The organism is Spirosoma daeguense (assembly GCF_054776875.1).
Map to the genome: position 1 here is coordinate 207,714 of NZ_BAAHBF010000010.1, position 20,243 is coordinate 227,956.

Consider the following 20,243-nt stretch of genomic DNA (forward strand, 5'->3'; position numbering starts at 1 on the left):
TAAATCTACATAATCCTTCTTTTTTTTATAACTTATTGGAGATACGTTTATTCATTCCAAAATCTTATAAGCTCGGAATATTATAGGCAAATACCCCTATTTTTGTGCAACAATTTTTACTAGCTGCTTTCTATAAGCAGTTTACAGTTATATGCGGGCAGAATCTCTTAAAAAATTAGCGGTTCAATTAACTGGCGACCTCTTCGACGACCTTACTCACCGGACACTTTATGCTACCGATGCGTCAGCATATAGGGAAATGCCTACCGCTGTGGCAGTACCCAAAACAGTAGATGATCTAAAGACGCTCATTGCTTTTGCACAAGAACATCAAACAGCCCTGATTCCGCGTACTGCCGGTACGTCGTTGGCTGGTCAGGTAGTGGGTAGTGGCATCGTTGTCGATGTATCTAAACATTTTACCAAAATTCTGGAAATCAATCCTGCAGAACGCTGGGTACGGGTGCAACCGGGTGTAGTACGTGACGAATTGAACCAGTTCCTGAAACCTTATGGCCTTTATTTTGGTCCAGAAACCTCAACGGCCAATCGGGCCATGATTGGTGGCATGGTCGGAAACAATTCCTGTGGGTCAAATTCGGTAGTGTATCGGGCTACCCGCGAACATACGATATCGGTTAAAGTGCTTTTATCGGACGGCTCCGAAATTGAATTTGGCCCTATGAGCGGCTGGGATTTCACAAAGCAGATTGGAGAAGCAAGCCGTAAAAATGGTTCTGCTACGTTGGCCGATAAAATACTATTGAAAACAAATTCCATCTTATCCAATCAAGCCAATCAGGAGGAGATACGTAAGAATTTCCCAAAAAAAACTATTGAGCGACGTAACACGGGCTATGCGCTTGATACGTTGCTCGATATGGAACCGTTTACATCGGCGGGTGAGCCTTTCAACATGGCAAAATTCATTGCAGGGTCAGAGGGAACGCTCTGTTTCTTAACCGAAATCAAGCTGAATATCGTACCGTTGCCGCCTAAAGAAAGTGGGCTCGTTTGTGTTCACTGTCATTCTATAGATGAAGCGCTACGTGCTACGTTGGTTGCGTTGAACTACAAACCTTACGCGGTTGAATTAATCGACGATATTATTCTGGAACGGGCCGATACCAACCCCGAACAGCGTAAAAACAGTTTCTTCGTTCAAAAAACACCAACTGATCACTTCCCAATTATTCTGGTAGTAGATCTCTCGCGAGATACACGTACTGAAATTGAGGAGCTTACTGCAGCTATGGTGGCCGACATGCAGGCAGCAGGAATGGGTTATCATTATCCGTTACTCTTTGGAGAAGACTCTAAAAAAATCTGGACACTACGTAAAGCTGGATTAGGATTACTGGGCAATTTGCCCGGCGACGAAAAAGCCGTTGCAGTTATTGAAGATACCGCTGTCGACGTAGCAGACCTGCCCGACTATATTCGAGAATTCAACGAAATTCTGCAAAAGCATAAAATGCACTCGGTTCACTACGCCCACGCGGGTTCAGGCGAGTTGCATTTACGGCCAATTATTAACCTAAAAACCGAAGAAGGTCACCGGCAGTATCGGCTCATTGCCGAAGAGATTGCCACGTTGGTTAAGAAATATGACGGGTCGCTATCAGGCGAGCATGGCGATGGACGCCTTCGGGGTGAATTTATTCCACAAATGGTTGGGGCGCACAATTACGAATTGATGCGGCAGATTAAACACACTTGGGACCCTAACGGCATTTTTAACCCCGGTAAAATTGTAGAAACACCCCCAATGGATACGTTTCTGCGCTACGAAGCGGGTCAGCAAACACCAACGTTCCAGACTTATTTCCGCTATAAAGACCAGACTGTTCTTCAGCACGCCGAGCAGTGTAATGGTTCGGGCGATTGCCGTAAAACAGAGGCATCAGGCGGAACCATGTGCCCCAGCTACATGGCCACTCGTAACGAGAAAGATACAACCCGGGCCCGGGCAAATATTCTGCGGGAGATGCTAACGCGCTCTACGAAAGAGAACCGCTTCGATCATCAGGAAATTAAAAATGTATACGATTTATGTCTGTCGTGTAAAGCCTGCAAAAGCGAGTGTCCTTCCAATGTCGACGTAGCAAAACTGAAAGCCGAGTTTCTTCAGCATTATCACGACGCAAATGGCGTTCCTGTTCGGTCGTGGCTCATTGCTAATTTTGCGCGGCTTTCGAACGTAGCATCGTTGGTTCCCTGGGCGTGGAACGGTGTCTTAGGAACTCCTTCGCTCCGACGTATCGCCAATCGCATTGTTGGCTTTCACCCAGATCGGTCGATGCCATCGATGGGTAAAACAACACTGAAAAAGTGGTTTACCAACAGAAAGGGTACTACGTTTCCCAAACAGTTGCCCACTGTATTACTTTTCTGTGATGAGTTCACCAATTTCAACGATGTAGAAGTTGGTCAGAAGGCCGTTCAGTTATTTGAGCGTTTAGGCTATAACGTTATCATGCCCGAACATGGTGAAAGCGGTCGGGCAGCTTTTTCAAAAGGTATGTTGACATACGCCAAAACACTGGCCGAACGTAACGTAAAGCTTTTGAAAGACGTAGTATCAGCCGATACACCATTAGTGGGGCTGGAACCATCAGCTATTCTGACATTCCGAGACGAATATCCTGATCTGGTCGATGAGTCGCTCGTAGCCGATGCCAAACGTATTGCCGAACATACGTTGACATTTGAAGAATTTATTGCCCGTGAAATGGATGCTGGTCGTATTCAAACTGAACAGTTTACGGCTGATACCCGTCTTATTAAACTACACAGCCATTGTCAGCAAAAGGCTGTTTCATCGCAGGTTCACGGAAAAAGAGCGTTATCATTACCAAAGAATTATTCCGTACAGCTAATTCCGTCGGGTTGTTGTGGTATGGCAGGCTCATTTGGTTACGAAGCCGAACACTACGACGTATCGATGAAAGTAGGGGAGCTAGTATTGTTCCCAACCGTTCGGCAACAGCCTGATGATGTGTTGATCGCGGCTCCCGGCACTTCCTGCCGCCATCAAATCAAAGACGGAACGCATCGAATTGCTAAACATCCGGTCGAGATTCTATATGACGCATTAAACTAAGGTTTTAGTAGATACCCACTGCCGTGTTGTAGAAATAACTGCTTTGTACCCAATCGTAGCACCAGGCTAATACGTATATGCAAGTATACCGTATCGGCCTGGTGTTCTCTTTTTGTCTCCATAAAATAGTATTCGATAAATATTTTTTTTTCTTATGTGATTTTCTTGCACCTATGCAGTCATAAGTTAATATTTCTGTTTCCCTAATAACTAAAACTTAAACACATGAAAAATTTCAAACCCATAATGACATCATGTCGTAACATACATGACAAAACGGTTACTCATTCTTTTTGTGAGTTTAGGTTTACTACCTCATTGGTATTTGTTAGCACAGCGAATTCAATCTAATGGACCTACTTGTAATGTTGTTGAACTTACGTCAGACGAGCGTCAGACGTTGGAAAAACAAGTAATGTTGGCATTTAAGGCTAAACAGGCTACCAATGCTGCATTCTCCACAATTACGTATGTTCCTATAAGGCCGCATGTATTACGTCGTAGCGATGGCACTGGTGGTATATCCACAGCCAATATAAACTACGTAATCGCCATAACGAACCGGTACTACCTGTTTAATGGGTATGGTATTCAGTTTTATCTGGCTGGCGACAAACCCGATTACATCGATAACACAGATCAATATAATAGCTTCACAGACGAAAGGGCCCTTACAAGAGGGCATGATGTTAACAATGCGCTGAATCAATATTATATCAACAAATTTGCCTCGGGTATAGGTGGATATTCGTATTACCCCGCCAATAATGTACAGTCGACCCGTTCATTCGTCCTTCACGAACCATCTGGTCTGGACGATATGGCTCATCGCTTAATCCCCCACGAACTGGGTCATAACTTCAATTTGATTCATACGTTTGGCAATAACAACGGCACTACTGGTACAAGTGAGCTTGTAACACGGAGCGAAGGAGCCAATTGCTCCACAGACGGCGATCTGGTTTGTGATACGCCCGCCGACCCATACAATATGAGCGGGGCAAAGCTACTGTACGATGGCAACGGCTGCCCTCAATATGATCCGAACAGCACAGCGCGAGATGCAAAAGGTATGGCCTACACGCCATCAATCACGAATCTGATGTCTTATTACTTTCCATGTTCGCATGAGTTCACAACTGGCCAGTTTGAGCGCATGCAGGCGGCTTTAGCACTACGTCAGACTCATACAGCTTATTCGTTATCGTATCCACCAGCCAATGCTGCGGCCCCCGGAAATCTGATTGCATCTATCGTAAATGGTGTTGTAACGCTCACCTGGCAGGATAATGCAACCAACGAAATGGGATATTTTATTGAACGTTCAACTTCTCCCTCATCAGGTTTTATACCAATTGCTGGCGTAGGAACCAATGAAACCTCATTTTCTGACACTAAAACGCTTAGTAACACAACCTACTATTACCGAATTAAACCATCGAATAATACTACCTCAGGTTTTAGCTCGATTGCCAGCGTAACGACCTCTACCTGTCAGCCCAGATTTACAATAGGATGTCGGGAAGGCGATGGATTAGCCGGATTTACCTTCAATAACGTAACGTTGAGTCAGAATTCGGAATGCAGCCAGGGAAGCTACTCATCTTTCACAACCACAGCCGCCGTAACGCCAGGACGATCATATACGTTTACGGGCTCGACTCTTCAGTCTACGTATAACCAGGGCGTTAGCATCTGGGCAGACCTTAACCAGAACGGTACGTTCGAACCAACATTAGGCGAAATAATCTATCAAACAGTTGTACCTGCCTCAGCGGGTGTATTTTCGGGAAGCATCACGCTCCCAGCTAGCCTGACGGCTGGTTTTATTCCGCTTCGGGTAACGGTGAACTATAATACGATTCCAAGCGATGCCTGTGGTATATACACCTGGGGAGAAACAGAAGATTATCGGCTTCAGGTAACCGGAGAAGCAATAGCTGACCTGAGTGTGTCACTAATTTCCAGCACTCGTATCGCTCAGCCAAATCGGCCTGTAAGCTATTCGCTTACTATACGTAACGATGGACCAGATGACGCTACGGGCATTCGTTGGGAAAATCAACTACCACCCGGACTCAATTTCACCAGTGGTTCTTCCGATGTAACAGCCTCTGCCAATGCATTGTATGCAACTAGTAGCCTTTCACTGGCAGCCGGAAAATCAATTACGATGACCTATCAGTTACATCCATCTCAACTGGGTACGTATCGTAACGCAGTTCAGATTATAAGCTCCGATCAGACAGATCCCGATAGTGAACCAAATTCTGGTACCAACGATGGGCAGGATGACTCAGCAACCGTTGATTTTCGGACGACAATCGCTCACGATACGTTATATACTTCTCCAAATTCGGGGCAAAAACCACTTCCTGCCGCCGTAACAAATCAGCCCCTATCCGACGCTGGCAAAGCCGATTTATCATTGAAAATAGCGTCTAGTTGCCACGTAGCAGTGTTAAATAAACCGGTAAATTTTACAGTAAGCGTGTATAATGCTGGCGGACTGGAAGCTAAAAATATTGTTGTCCGCGATACGCTACGTGGTCTGGAGCCTATGTATTCGTTTGCAGGCGTAAACATAGTTTCTACCTCTTCAGAGTACACTGTTCTTGACATTATAATCGATGCAATACCAGCTAACGAGAAGGTAGATTTTGACTTTTCGGCTATAGTCAGGAATAAGAATATTGCTCGAAATGCGGGTCAGATATGGGCTGTCAACGTAGCAGATCCCGATTCTCGTCCAGGTTCTGCAACACCTGCTCCTGCTCTTTTTACTGGAGAAGACGACGAAGCCGGGGTTGATCTCCGTGTAATATCCAAGTGACAGGCTTGCCACTACGTATCCGAAAAAGGCCAGCGTTTTCTCAAAGCTGATGAGACTAGAAAAGCAATGATTCCCAAACCAATAACAATCAATCCTGAGATCATAAAAGTTACGCCGGTCGAGAAAAAGATAAACAGCCATATACCAATGGCCAGCAATACCGGCAACGGATAGAAAGGCATACGAAAAGGGAACGTAGCAGCCGCTCGACGGCGGTGAAGCAATAATAAGCCAATAGCCTGCCCAACAAACTGGATAACAATCCGCATAGCCAGAATTGCCGTAATTACATCACCTAACCGAAATAATAAGCTAAAAAGAAAACCTAATCCACCCAGAAACAGGAGCGAAATGTACGGAAACTGACGGGTAGGATGCAGCCGGGCAAAGATCGGGAAAAACTGCCCATCGGCTGCAGCTGCGTAAGGAACACGGGAATAGCCCAGCAGTACGGCAAAAAGCGACGAGAAAGCCACTAAAAGCACCAGAACAGTTGCCAAGCGAGCAGCGTCGTGCCCATAAAGTGTTTCGACAAACGTGCTGACAATAAAGTCGCTATCCTGAGCAATTTGCCAGGGTACTACGCTAACTACACTCAGATTCATGAGCAGATAAAGCCCGGCAATACCCACAATTGAGATAAACATACTTGCCGGAATATTACGCGCCGGTTGTTTGATTTCGCTTCCTAAATGACAGACATTATAGTAGCCCAGATAACAATAAATCGTTTTAACGGATGCTTGCCCTATTCCAGCCGCCAGAAGCCCGCCACTTACTGAACTGATCGACTCGAACGTAGTAGCCAGTGGAATACGGGCATTACTCAATCCACCGATAATAATCCAACCCAGCGTTAGCAACACAGCACCCCACATAACCAACCCAATTTTACCGATTGAATCAATTTTTCGGTAGAGCAACGCAATGATTAGTAAGACAATAGCACCCGAAACGGCTTTTCGTTGCCATTCATCCAACGGAACCAGATAGGACGCATACTGTGCGAAACCAATTGCACCGGAAGCAACAACTAGTGGGGCTTGTATCAGTGTTTGCCAAACGTACAGAAATGACAGTAGCCGTCCCCAGCGTTGTTCGCCGTAGGAGATTTTAAGAAAATTATAGCTTCCACCAGCCTGTGGAAAAGCCGCTCCCAGTTCGGCCCAAACAAAGGCATCGATCAACGATACTACTGCCCCTAGCACCCACGCCCAGATAAAGAGCGGGCCGCCCAGTGTTTTAATAACCAGCGGCAACACCACAAACGGCCCAATACCAACCATATCGATCATATTCAACGCCGTTCCCTGTAAGAGTGTAAGACGACGTGGTAATTCCTGATTGGAGAGTTGGGGAGTATCGGAAGGAGAATCGGAATCTGAGTGCGGAGATGTAGAATCAATCAATAGTGTAACAGTCTGCAGAACAATGAAAATGATTAACCTAACTATCGGGCAACGGACAGATACTAGGTAAAAGTTCGGTTTTAAGGCTGTATGGCAATAAAAATGCCCTCGCCCGATACGTATCGGGCGAGGGCATCAGCAAAACCAACTAAATGATTGAATTAATTCATCAATTCGTCGAACGAAAGGCTTACGTAGTACATCGAACCAATCAGCGGATTACCCCATGACTGGCGATACAGCGAGCCGGTCAGGTTGGTACCACCAATTTTGAGGATAGATTTGATACCCGAAAGCTTTTTGCTAACCTGCGCATCCAACGTGCTGTAAGCAGGTACAATCGTTTGTTTACGACCCGTAGCTTCGGTATTACCAAAACTACCCTCCCAAAGGAAAGCATCCTGGGCACGGAATACTACGTTAAACCCAAAGCCTGAGCCACCCACGTTGCGGTTACCGAACGTAACGTTATAGCGGTATTTAGGCGTATTGAAGAACGTAACAAAACCTACCGGAATTTTATCTTCTTCTACCAGATAGTTCGCCGATATGTTACCACCAATCGTATAGTTTTTTGGTAACAGATAATCTAATCCAAGTGCCCAACCAGCATTTTTCAACTGAGTTGGCGAGTTTGTCGGATACGAATATACATTACGTGTATTGCTGCTGATCAGTTGAAGCGCCGTGGCAGGATTTGTAAGCGAAACAGGTGAAATGCCCTGAACAGCAACTTCACTACCCAAAAAATTCAGGAAGCGGTTGTAATAATAATAAGCATCGATAAACAGCTTATTGCCCAACAAACCTTTATAGCCCACTTCGTAGGTTTCTACGCGCTCTGGATCATAACCGAGATCAACCGTAGGCTTCAGCAGAGCAAGTGCTTGTGGTAACGCAGCCTGTCCACCCTGTTGCAGAGCGGCTCCAAATGCCTGTACCGACTGAAGCGTATAGGTAGGATTGCTACTGAAATTATAGCGTTGTTTCAGGAAAGGTAGTCCACCAATCAGGCGCGCCGATGGTGTATTGAGGTCGATATATTGATCCTGATTGGTCGGAATACGGAAACCACGCTGGAACGACGCCCGAAAATTATGTACTTTGGCCACTGTCAACACGGCCGATAAACGCGGACTAACCTGAGCTTTAAAGTTCTGGTTTTTGTCATAACGTAACGAACCGGTCAATTTCAGCACATCGGCGATGGTTTTAGATGCCTGAGCGTAAGCCCCGTATTCGTCAATATTAAACTCCTTACCACCTTCATCACGCGCAAAAAGCGTTCCCTCTGAGTTCAGCGTATACCGACGGAAATTTGCTCCAACCAACAACTCAACAATTTTAGGGCTTAAAAGCTTGTTGAAGTTGTACATAAACTCGCCATGATACAGGTTCGTTTTGTCAAGGAATTTTGCGCCTACACCGCTGGCATTTCCCGGAATCGGCCGTCCTGTTACGTCGGTCAGTGCCCGGTCAAATTCGGGCGTACCGGGAAGGTAACGGCCTTGATCGGCAGCACCTCTTGCCTGATTTAACAGTGCGTTCTGTTGGCTTGTTACGTAAGCTTGCGCAGCCGCCAGTGCAGCCGCTGGTGCCTGACCAGCACCTAAAGCAGTCAAATAAGCACCGGCATAACCTTGCAAGGCGCTTTGTCCATACGTACCAAAGAAAGTTGGGAACCACTTGGCCACACTACCGCTCCAGGCTTCGTTTATACCCTGTCCCAGCGTCGACGTAGCATAGGCATCGCCCGAACGCTCCTGCGTTGTGTAAGCTCGTACAAAGAAATTAGAACCACGTAGTTCCAGTTTGTATTGGCCCAACTGGAATCCCTTAATATAATACCGGTCAGCCCCCGTATACACTGTTGTGCCCGTACCCCAGTTGGCCTGAAGAATTGCTTCTACGTTCTCATTCAGCCGATAATGCAAGGCACCATTCAGCTTCAGGTTGGTAGCATCATAATTAACTAAATCTCCCTCCTGATAGCCTGTCCGGGAAATATTTACGTTTGGAATAATGGCGTTAAAAATCTGCTGGGGTGTCATACCCGTCAACTGTGGCAAGGTTCTGTTTCCCGCCTGCGCAATTTGCGTCGTTGCGATGGCTCCTAACAAAGCCGACGTACCGTTCGTACCATTTCCAACCTGACCGTTACCGAAAAGCGAAGAATACATATTTGCGCTTGCATCGCCATAAATGTTGATACCATCATACCCCTGGTTATTAGCCCGGTTACCGGTTTCCAGATTAAATCCATTCGAGAAGCTTTGGTCGCGGTAATCGGTAGCCTGCCAGTCTTTCGACGATAGGAAAGACACCCCTACTTTAAAGGCAAATTTGTTGTTAAAAGCCTTGGCATAACGGAAAGCAGCATCATAAAAAGGCGTCGTGGCGGTTGTGCGATTACTGGCGTTCATAACACCCGTTTTTACATACGCACTCAAGCCCTGATACTGGAATGGACTTTTAGACGTCATTAGCAACAACCCGTTGATAGCATTCGGGCCGTATAAAGCCGAGGCCGCTCCGGGCAACAGTTCAACACTTTCCAGATCAAGCTCCGATACGCCCGCAATGTTTCCGACGGAAAAATTCAGACCCGGCGCCTGGTTATCCATACCATCCAATAGCTGAACTACCCGAGTATTACCGTTTGAGCCAAACCCACGAATGTTAACCGACTTAAACGTCTGGCTCTGGGTGTTCATGTCTACCCCTTTGATGTTCTGAAGGGCATCATAAAACGAAGCGGACGGCGTATTCTGAAACGACCGAATGTCTAGCCGTTCCACCGACACCGGCGATTTCAATACGCTTTCTTCTACCCGTGAAGCCGATACAACAACCTCCTGCCCCATCACAACCTGCTCTTTCAAACTAACGTTAATGTCGTTGCGATCGCCATTGATGACAACTTCCTGTGTTTGAAAACCAACGCCTGAGATGGCAATGGTGAATGGCGTAGCCGTGTTGGTTGATAAAGAAAAATTTCCTTTCTGGTCGGTAATTGTTCCAATAACTTTACCTTTTACCGCGATGTTGATACCCGCCAGAGCGTCTTTCTTGACATCATCAGTCACCTTCCCGGCAATACGTGTCTGGGCCAGTGTCGAAATGCTTAATAAGCACAGAAACGCCCACAAAAACGTCGAATATGTAGTCGATCTCATCATAAATAAATACTAATTAGTGAACAGGAAACCCCTGAATTACGTTGACGCTAAACTTACAGATAAGTCTGCTTTTTGTACAAAAATTTCTTGCAATTAATAAATAATTTTTTGTTCACTTTCCCCGAAATCAGTAGCGATTATTTAGACAAATAGTAAATTCGAAGCTGTATTTTCTTTTTTAACCTGCAACTCTCTCAACCAAAATTTTCAGTAGATATGACCAACGAATCGAACCAAGACCGGCGGGATTTCCTTAAAACCTCTGGTCTGTTAACCGGCAGCGCGCTCCTGAGCAGTTTGCCCTTCCAGACAAAAGCAACACCGGGCTATCATTTCTCGGCAAACGATACCATTAAAGTTGCACTGATTGGTTGTGGCGGGCGCGGTACGGGTGCAGCTCAACAGGCGTTAAGCACCAAGCAAAACGTACAGATTGTGGCAATGGCCGACGCGTTTCAAGATCGTTTGGACGAATCGTATCAGAATATCAGCAACTTTCTTACGGCTAAAAACTTAAAAGCTCCGGATGGTTCGTCGAAACTGAACGTACCAGCCGATCATAAATTTGTTGGTTTCGATGCTTACAAACAGGCAATGGCGCTGGCCGACGTAGTGATTCTGGCTACTCCTCCGGGTTTCCGGCCCAGCCATTTCGAAGAAGCGGTTAAGCAGAGCAAACAGATTTTTATGGAAAAACCGGTTGCTACCGACGCGCCGGGAGTTCGTCGTGTACTGGCTGCTGCAGAAGAAGCGAAAAAGAAAAAACTAAACGTAGTGGTTGGGCTTCAACGGCATTATCAGCCCAATTATCGCGAAATGATTAAGCGTATTCACGATGGCGCATTGGGCGACATTGTGGGTGGTCAGGTTTATTGGATTAGCGGTGGCGTATGGCATAAGCCCCGCAAAACGAACCAGACTGAAATGGATTACCAGATGCGCAACTGGTATTATTTCAACTGGCTCTGTGGCGATCACATCAACGAGCAGCACATTCACAATATCGACGTAGCAAACTGGGTCAAGAAAGGCTATCCGGTTTCATGCCAGGGCACGGGTGGTCGTCAGGTACGTAACGGCAAGGAAGACGGCGAAATTTTCGACCATCATATTGTCGACTTTACCTATGCCGACGGCACAACTATCAACAGCCAATGCCGCCACTACGAAGGTACATATAGCAAAGTAGATGAAATGTTTTTGGGTACGAAAGGACGAGTCGATTCGTTCGGTCAGAAAAGTGTATTGATGGGTTACAATGGTCAGCCAATTTACACGCATAACGGTAAAGCAGATGGCAACCCATACCAAATTGAGCATGATGAACTTTTTGCAGCTATTGCCAAAGGTGAATATAAATTTGCCGATGCTGAAAATGGCGCTAAAAGCACGATGACAGCCATTATGGGCCGCATGGCAACCTATTCGGGTAAAGTAGTAAAGTGGGACGAAGCGCTCAATTCACAGATTGATCTTTTCCCAACCACACTGGCTTGGGATGCCCAACCGAAAAGCCTGCCCGACAAAGACGGTTTCTATCAAATTGCCGTTCCCGGCAAAACAATCGCCGTGTAGAGACACGGCACGCCGTGTCTAACTAGCGTCAGCAATAACAATTTTCAGAATGGGGCCGATTGCCATTTGTGTAGTCGGCCCCGTTTATTTTCCAGAATTAGCAATTTGATACTCGGCAAACGCCTTATCAATCGGCGGCTTCGGCGAATACCTGCTACGCAGAAAACCTTTGTAAAGGCATCGGCCTGATAACCTTCGGGTGCCAGTACGGTAGCGCAAACAAAATGACGCAAACCAAGTCCGGAACGTGGATTCATTATATGTGAATATCGTCTCCCCTGAATTTCAAGAAAACGATACGTATCGCCCGACGTAGTAATGGCCGCGTTTTTGAGTGAAATCGTTGTTGTATCCCGATCGTCCTTCTTTCCTGTTCCCACCATAACGCGCCAGCCAGTACTACCTGGAGGAGCATTGCCCGCCAGAATATCGCCACCAATATCAATCAGGGCAGCCCGAATACCGAACTGATTTAATACAAGAAGTGCTTCATCAACGGCAAAGCCCTGCCCAATTCCACCAACGTCCAACCGCATCCCCGCCCGAAGCAACCGTACCGAATACGTAGCACTGTCGAGCTCCATAAATCGATAGCCAACAGCCCGATGTGCCTTCTGCCGAACGCTACGTGCTGGAAATTCTTTCCGCCGGACAGCCCTGCGCCATAAGAGCGATAGTGGCCCAATCGTTGGATCGTAACGACCCTTCGAAAACTCAGCAATTGCCTTCGCTTTTTTCAATACGTTAAACAAGTCGGTCGATACAGGAATCCATCTACCCGAGCCAGCCGCCGATGAGAGTCGATTGATTTCTGAACCATCCAGATAATCGCTCATTACCTGATTGAGCGTATCCATACGGGCCGATACGGCTGCGTAAGCACGTTGGGCTGTCAAGCTATCTGGCGCGTAAAACAATACGTTAAACTGTGTTCCCATAAGCCCTCGGTGAAATTCAAACCGAGGTTGTCCCAGTGCTACGTGTGTCAGTAATAAAAAAAGAAAGTTGCAAAAAAGCCGTTTGTGGTTCCACAAACGGCTGTATATCTTAACGTGAATCAATATAAGCGTTGAATAGATTGTCAATAAACTTCTACACGAACCTGTTTACAAAACTCCCGATTCCTTTTTTTCGACCTGAGAAACCTTATTCCGCAGATACATATCGGCTAAAACCAGCGCTGCCATTGATTCGACAATCGGTACGGCACGGGGTACTACGCAAGGATCATGACGGCCTTTGCCTGACACCGTAACTGACTGACCGTGAATATCAACACTGTCCTGATCCTGCATAATCGTGGCAACCGGTTTGAAGGCCGTCCGGAAATAAATGTCTTCACCATTGCTGATTCCGCCCTGAATACCGCCCGACTGATTAGTTTTCGTCCGAACTCGACCATCCGTATCCGTATAGAATTCGTCGTTGTGCTGCGAACCATATAATTCCGCACCGGCAAAACCGCTACCGTATTCAAAGCCTTTTACAGCGTTGATACTCAGCATAGCTTTACCAAGCTCAGCATGTAATTTATCAAAAACGGGTTCGCCCCAACCAGCCGGAACACCCGAAACAACACAATCGACTACACCCCCAATCGAATCACCCCGTTTGCGGGTTTCGTCGATATACTGAAACATTTGTTCGGCAGTTTCGGGGTCAGGACAACGAACTGCATTTTCTTCAGCCAAGCCCAGATTCAGTTCCTGATACGGCTTTGTCAGCTTTAACGTACCAACCTGCGATACGTATGCCTGAATCTGAACACCTTGTTGTGCCAGTAGTAATTTCGCAACAGCACCAGCCGCTACACGAGCCGCCGTTTCGCGCGCTGACGAACGGCCTCCACCCCGATAATCGCGGGAGCCGTATTTTGTCTGATACGTATAATCGGCATGTGACGGGCGAAACTGTTCGGAAATATGTCCATAATCTTTGCTACGTTGGTCGGTGTTCCGAATTAACAAAGCAATAGGCGTTCCTTGAGTAACACCTTCAAATACGCCTGAGAGTACTTCAAACTCATCAGCTTCGCGCCGTTGCGTGGTGATACGTGATTGACCGGGTTTCCGCCGATCTAGTTCGTGCTGAATGAAATCGGTATCAAATGAAAGTCCCGCTGGACAGCCGTCAATCACAACGCCGATACCCGGCCCGTGCGATTCTCCGAAAGTAGAAATTCTAAATAATGTGCCGTATGTACTGCTCATGCTAACCAACGCTACGTAATAGAAGTCCCAAAAATAGTGAAGAGTCGGCAGGTGGTTGCGCTATACGTACCAACTTCAGCCATGAATATCAGTTAACTGCCGAAAATGACCGCTTATTTCTTAAAAAAAACAACCACCATCCCCAAAAGCATCAGGATAATCAGCACATTCGCCACATTTCGGAATAAGGCCGATAAACTGATTGGTTGCTTTGTACTGTCCATCGCTTCGATACCTGCATAAAAGGAACCACCCGATGTAGCGGCTGAAGCGGCATCGCCCGTCAGCCCCGACGAGCTAGTTGCTACGTCACTATTGCCAGCAGGTGAAGTACTTCCGCCCACCAACAACCGATATTGTGGCACCAACGTATCATATTTTGCGGACTTAGGATCGAAGTAAATCCATTGGAATCTATCAGATAATGTTAAGGGGCCATTTTGGTGTGGTACAAGAAAATAGGTAAAGGTTTTATTTCCACTTATTCGGCGTCCGTTATGGTTGATAGTATGTCGTTCTTCCGGCGGAAAAATATCGAGTAAAGCATTATTATTCAGAAGTGTAGGTGCCGAAAGCGTAGCTATATTTCCTTCTCCTGTGATTGTGAACATATAACGCACACTTTTTCCCGCTGCCACATGCTGCCGTTCCAGACTTTCTTCGAGTTGAAATTCACCTACTGGCACTCGACCACGTAGCGGATGCTTCGGTAATGTTTTTACAGAAACAAGGAGTGGCATGCTGGTAAAAGTTACCAATTCGGTTTGGGCAGTTGGCGGGCCAATAACAGGACGTGGTCGAGCTAACTGCAGCGAAACCGCCGGAATACGTAGCGGCTGATTGGACAGTGGAAAAAAAACAGACTGATAAAGCCGAAATTCCCGAAACTTTTTGCCTTTGATAGTTACCGGAAGTGGCTTTAAATCATTTATTGGCAGATTTTCTTCCCAGGCATTGGCCGGCCGAATTTTTTTAATTATAGTCTGTAACTGTTTGTCAAGTGCGGTAAAATTTAAAACGTATGGGTAATTATCGGCCACAAAAAACGACAGTGTCATTGCCACGCCCTCACCCGAATAAATAGACTTACGTGAGGCACGTAACGCTAAAAAAGCTGCGCCGGTTGGTGTAATATCTTCTGTTGTTAACGCATCATTTTCAGGAGCGGGTGTATTCGCGGAAGGTTGTACAACAAGCGTAGCCCCTTCCGACTGTACGGTTTCATCGTTAACTGTAACCGTAAAAGACGCCAATCGGTACCGACCAGGAGCACGTGCCTGATAGTTTTGTGTAATCACCTGAGAGATAACTGATTTCCCTCCTACATCACTCGACGTAGTGCTCGTTGAGGTTCCTTTTTTCGAAAAGCCATCAATATCTGGAAACTGAACTGTAGCTCGCGTTTCGCTATTGGGAATCACAACAGAGATTGTGAAGGGCCTCTCAATAGGAAAAGTAGTTGCTCCCAATTCAATAGACGCAACGTTATCAGGCACTTGTGCTATACACACAAGTGTGTTAATGAAAAATAATACAAGAAATTTGCGGAATACTACAAGAAACATTAGTATTTTTGAGCAACAAAACAGCCTAAAAATCGTTACGATTCTAGAACCACATCATGAACATATCTGTCAACCCTTTTTTTGTATCCTTAGGTTTCTTTAACCAAAAAAATTAATAGTTTATGCTCTCTATGCTCGAGTACATCAAAACCATCCTTCAGAAGGTGAGTTTTGACAAAGGCCTCTTTGAGAAAGAATTAACTAAGGCTATTAAGTTATTAATTCCTAAAGAAATAAAGCAATTAAAACGCTGGTGTTACGTCCAATTCGGTAAAATGTACCGGGTTGTCTTAAACCGGTGCTTCACACGAGTACCTCGTTTGCGATTTACCTGACTACATAACGTATAAAAAAGCCCCGGTTGTAAAGCCGGGGCTTTTTTATGTCCCATTTTTTTACAAAGTCGATTTATCACGCATAGCGGGTATATCAACGTGCCGGAATCCGGCCCGATGCAAATGCTCTTTCCAGATGAGTTGCTTCTCGTATTCGCCATGAACCAGAAAAACAGCTTTAACTTTAGAGGGGTCCTGACAGCTTAAGAACTGGAGCATTTCTTTATAATCGCCATGCGCCGAAAAAGAGTCCATCGTTTCGATGCGAGCAATAACCGGAAGTCGCTCGCCAAAAATAGTCACTTCTTTATCACCACGCTTTAGCGCTCCGCCCAAACTGGTTGGCGATGCATAACCTACCATCAGAATGGTTGTGTTCGGCTTCGTGATATTGTTTCTGATATGGTGTTTAATACGTCCGGCCTCAGCCATACCCGAAGCAGAAATAATAATGCAAGGCTCTTTGCTGTCGTTAATCGCCTTCGAATCATTTACGTCCGTTACGTAGTGCAGGTTCGGGAAGTTGAACGCATCGCCATCTTTCTTGATGTACGCCAGAATTTCAGGATTGAAATAATCTTCATTATCGCGCATGGCATCGGTAGCCAGCACCGCCATTGGGCTATCAATATAAACAGGAATTACAGGCAATTTGCCTTCACTCGATAGCTGATCAAGGGCGTAAATCAACTCCTGCGTCCGGTCGACGGCAAAGGCGGGAATAATAAGTTTACCGCGATTTTCTACACAGGTTTTCCGAACGATACGTAGCAAATGCGCTTTCACATCCGGTTCCGGTTCATGCAAACGGTCACCGTAGGTCGATTCGCAAATGATATAATCAGCCTGCGGAAACGGCTCGGGTGAACGTAGTATTTTATCGTCATGCCGGCCAATATCACCGCTGAAAAATAATTTTTTCTCCGTGCCTTCTTCCTGAATCGTTAAGCTAATAGCGGCACTGCCCAACAAATGTCCGGCATCAGTAAGCATCCCCGTTACGCCGTCGCAGATAACGAATTTCTGACCGTATTCAACCGGGCGCATCTGATCGAGTGCTTTCTGCACATCGGCTTCATCGTATAGCGCTTCAAGTTCCGGCTCACCCCGCTTCACACGACGTTCGTTTACCCGTTCCAGATCACGTTCCTGAATACGGGCACTATCCATCAGCATGATTGCGCATAAATCTATCGTGGCCGACGTAGTGTAAATTGGGCCATCGAATCCTTTTCCTACCAGACGCGGAATCAAACCAGTATGGTCGATGTGCGCGTGCGATAATACCATATAATCGACCTGCGCCGGATCGAAACCGAGTTGCTGGTTTAACTCATCGGTATTGATACCCTGAAATAAGCCACAGTCGAGCAAAATTTGTTTGCCGCTGGCCGTAGTAAGTAGGTGTTTGCTGCCGGTAACGGTACGGGCAGCACCAAAAAATTGAATTGTCATCGTTTAAATTGCGTCGGCAAGCCGGCTGGGTTTTGTTGATTAAGGGAATATTTTAACGATTCGTATGACCTGAAAGGCCACCAAAATGTCACAGCGTATATCCATGCGAAGGCCAATATTGAAAAACGTTCTCGGTATTGTCAACCGTATGTGGAAATCGCATGTGGTAAAAACTCTGATCGGGGTCTTATTGATTGGTTTTACCCTCGATTTTTTCTTTCCTGTTCCGGTAAATGTGCCGTATTCAACGCTTATCACCGCCCGCGACGGCTCAATTTTACACGCTTTTCTGAGTCGTGACGACAAATGGCGGATGTACGCCGAACTGGACGAAATTACGCCTACCCTTCGCGATGCCATTCTGTTTAAAGAGGATAAATATTTCCGGTATCACTTCGGTTTCAATCCGGTAGCCATGATCCGTGCTACGTTCCGTAACATGATTAAGGGACGTAGAACGTCGGGAGCCTCAACCATTACGATGCAGACAATACGTTTGATTGAGCCTCGTGAACGTACCTATGGCAGTAAGTTTATTGAGTTGCTACGTGCCATTCAACTTGAACTGCACTACTCGAAAGATGAAATTTTGCAGCTTTATCTCAATCTGATTCCGTACGGAAGCAACATCGAAGGACTAAAATCGGCGTCGTTACTTTATTTCGGAAAACCGCCCGTTTTGCTCAGTCTAGCCGAAATCACTACGTTGACGATTATTCCCAACCGTCCGTCGAGCTTACGGCTGGGCAGACGTAACGCACTGGTTGTGCAAGAGCGCAATCGCTGGCTAAAACGATTTCAGGCGGCCAAACTATTCGACGAATCGACAATTTCCGACGCGCTCAATGAACCGCTTACGGTATATCGTCGGACGGCTCCTCAACAGGCCCCACATTTATCGCGTCGATTATTGGCTACGTACCCCAGCGAACCGATTATTCACACTATGCTACGTCCTGTAATTCAGGCAACCGCCGAACGAATTGTTCAGAATTATGCGAATCGAATGCGGTCATTGGGTATCCACAATTCGGCAGTATTGGTGGTGGATAACAAAACGCAGGAGGTTTTAGGTTATGTCGGATCGACTAATTTCAACGACGTTTACGATGGCGGTCAGGTCGATGGAGTACGGGCGGTACGTTCGCCGGGGAGCGCGCTTAAACCGCTTTTATATGGCCTGTCGTTTGATGCGGGTAACATTACCCCAAAAACCAAACTGGCCGATGTACCGACGAATTTTTCCGGCTACGAGCCCGATAATTACGACCGGCGTTTCAACGGTCCCGTTACCGCTGAATTTGCACTGGCAAACTCGCTTAACCTTCCGGCTGTGGCCTTACTGGAGGAAATTGGTACGTCATCGTTCATCGCAACGCTTCGACGTGCGGGTTTCTCAACTATAAAAAAACAGGCTAAAGGACTTGGCCTATCGATGATTCTGGGCGGCTGTGGCGTCACGCTTGAAGAAATGACCCGGCTCTATGTTGGTTTTGCCAATAATGGCCAAATTAAGCCTTTACAATTACGAGCAACAGACGTAGTGCATCCCTCCCCTGAAATCAGGGAAGGGGCCGGAGTAAACATACTATCGCCCGAAGCGGCTTATCTGGTGACGCATACACTTACGCAGATTACCCGCCCCGATTTGCCAAACAATTTTGACAACAGCTATCATTTGCCCCGAATTGCCTGGAAAACCGGTACGTCGTATGGTCGACGGGATGCGTGGAGCATTGGTTATAATCAACGGTATACGATTGGCGTTTGGGTTGGTAATTTTTCGGGGGCTGGCGTTGCCGAACTCAGTGGAGCCAACACAGCAACCCCACTCCTATTCCAGCTTTTCAACGCTCTTGATGATAATGCTTCAAATGGCTGGTTTCGTAACCCTAAAAATTCGGCCGCGTCACAACTAAGCATGCGACTCGTTTGTCCCGAAACAGGCGACGTACCCGGCGAATTCTGTACCAATCCAGTGACGGATTACTGCATTATGGGCGTATCGCGTTACCGGCGATGCCAACACCGAAAAGCGGTTTTCACCAACGTAGCAGGTACGATTTCATATTGCGCTCACTGCCGACCGGATTCAGGTTCAGTACGTCGGTCGTATCCAAATCTGGCGCCCGAAGTAGCCGCATTTTATCAAAGCAGTCATATTCCATTTGAGCGAATTCCCCCGCACAATCCAGCTTGTGAGCGCATATTTGGCGGTACGTCGGGGCCATTGATAACTAGCCTGAACGAGGGAAGTGAATATTTTATTAATCCAAAACAGCCCGCCGAAATGGAACTTGGTTGTCAGGCCGCGAACGATGTACAAACGGTTTATTGGTATCTGAACGATAAATTATACCGAAAAGCAAGCCCCTCACAAACTGTGTTTTTTCGACCACAACCGGGTACATTGAAAATATCCTGCGCCGATGATAAAGGCAGGCATAGCGACTTGCGTGTACTCATCAAAAGCGAGTAGTCGGCAGGTTTCCGTATCTTTTCGACCAAAACAAAACGCAGTTTGTCGTTAGTTTTCTGGCCCCTGTTGCCGCTCAGTAAGTTGCCTTGTTCGCCATACA

General features: G+C 46.5%; 11 protein-coding genes. 5 read left to right on the forward strand and 6 right to left on the reverse strand.

Annotated elements, in window-relative coordinates:
* Nucleotides 1-151: 151 nt before the first annotated feature.
* Nucleotides 152-3,103: an FAD-binding and (Fe-S)-binding domain-containing protein gene (locus ACYVD4_RS28430; RefSeq protein WP_460951401.1), complete on the forward strand. Its 2,952-nt coding sequence runs from the start codon at nucleotides 152-154 to the stop codon at nucleotides 3,101-3,103.
* Between the two features lie 268 nt (nucleotides 3,104-3,371).
* Nucleotides 3,372-5,936 (forward strand): GEVED domain-containing protein, encoded by a 2,565-nt coding sequence (locus ACYVD4_RS28435; RefSeq protein WP_460951403.1) that lies wholly within the window; start codon nucleotides 3,372-3,374, stop codon nucleotides 5,934-5,936.
* A gap of 11 nt (nucleotides 5,937-5,947) precedes the next feature.
* On the opposite strand, the gene ACYVD4_RS28440 is transcribed toward ACYVD4_RS28435, so the two are convergent.
* Complete coding sequence (locus ACYVD4_RS28440) at nucleotides 5,948-7,345, reverse strand: APC family permease (protein WP_460951405.1); 1,398 nt, start codon at nucleotides 7,343-7,345, stop codon at nucleotides 5,948-5,950.
* A 161-nt stretch (nucleotides 7,346-7,506) separates the two neighbouring features.
* Nucleotides 7,507-10,524: a TonB-dependent receptor gene (locus ACYVD4_RS28445; RefSeq protein WP_460951406.1), complete on the reverse strand. Its 3,018-nt coding sequence runs from the start codon at nucleotides 10,522-10,524 to the stop codon at nucleotides 7,507-7,509.
* Between the two features lie 216 nt (nucleotides 10,525-10,740).
* Between ACYVD4_RS28445 and ACYVD4_RS28450 the strand changes: the two genes are divergently transcribed.
* Nucleotides 10,741-12,099 carry a Gfo/Idh/MocA family protein gene (locus ACYVD4_RS28450; protein WP_460951407.1) on the forward strand — a complete coding sequence of 453 codons (1,359 nt, stop codon included), beginning with the start codon at nucleotides 10,741-10,743 and terminating at the stop codon, nucleotides 12,097-12,099.
* A gap of 44 nt (nucleotides 12,100-12,143) precedes the next feature.
* Here the strand turns inward: ACYVD4_RS28450 and ACYVD4_RS28455 are convergent, their stop codons facing one another.
* The 3 genes from ACYVD4_RS28455 to ACYVD4_RS28465 form a co-directional block, all read right to left on the reverse strand.
* The gene (locus tag ACYVD4_RS28455) at nucleotides 12,144-13,037 is read right to left on the reverse strand and encodes an FAD:protein FMN transferase (protein WP_460951408.1); all 894 of its coding nucleotides are present in this window, start codon (nucleotides 13,035-13,037) and stop codon (nucleotides 12,144-12,146) included.
* A gap of 168 nt (nucleotides 13,038-13,205) precedes the next feature.
* On the reverse strand, nucleotides 13,206-14,309 hold the full coding sequence (gene aroC, locus ACYVD4_RS28460; protein WP_460951410.1) for a chorismate synthase: 1,104 nt from the start codon (nucleotides 14,307-14,309) through the stop codon (nucleotides 13,206-13,208).
* A 113-nt stretch (nucleotides 14,310-14,422) separates the two neighbouring features.
* Nucleotides 14,423-15,730 carry a BatD family protein gene (locus tag ACYVD4_RS28465; RefSeq protein ID WP_460951411.1) on the reverse strand — a complete coding sequence of 436 codons (1,308 nt, stop codon included), beginning with the start codon at nucleotides 15,728-15,730 and terminating at the stop codon, nucleotides 14,423-14,425.
* Between the two features lie 266 nt (nucleotides 15,731-15,996).
* Here ACYVD4_RS28465 and ACYVD4_RS28470 point away from each other — a divergent pair, with 266 nt between their 5' ends.
* Entirely contained in the window at nucleotides 15,997-16,209 is a 213-nt protein-coding gene (locus tag ACYVD4_RS28470; protein WP_460951413.1) for a hypothetical protein, read from the forward strand.
* A gap of 60 nt (nucleotides 16,210-16,269) precedes the next feature.
* Here ACYVD4_RS28470 and ACYVD4_RS28475 read toward each other — a convergent pair whose 3' ends face one another.
* A complete protein-coding gene (locus ACYVD4_RS28475; RefSeq protein ID WP_460951415.1) occupies nucleotides 16,270-17,664 on the reverse strand; it encodes an MBL fold metallo-hydrolase RNA specificity domain-containing protein in 1,395 nt (464 codons plus the stop codon).
* 148 nt (nucleotides 17,665-17,812) lie between these two features.
* Here ACYVD4_RS28475 and pbpC point away from each other — a divergent pair, with 148 nt between their 5' ends.
* Nucleotides 17,813-20,143: a penicillin-binding protein 1C gene (pbpC, locus tag ACYVD4_RS28480; protein ID WP_460951417.1), complete on the forward strand. Its 2,331-nt coding sequence runs from the start codon at nucleotides 17,813-17,815 to the stop codon at nucleotides 20,141-20,143.
* Nucleotides 20,144-20,243 lie beyond the last annotated feature (100 nt).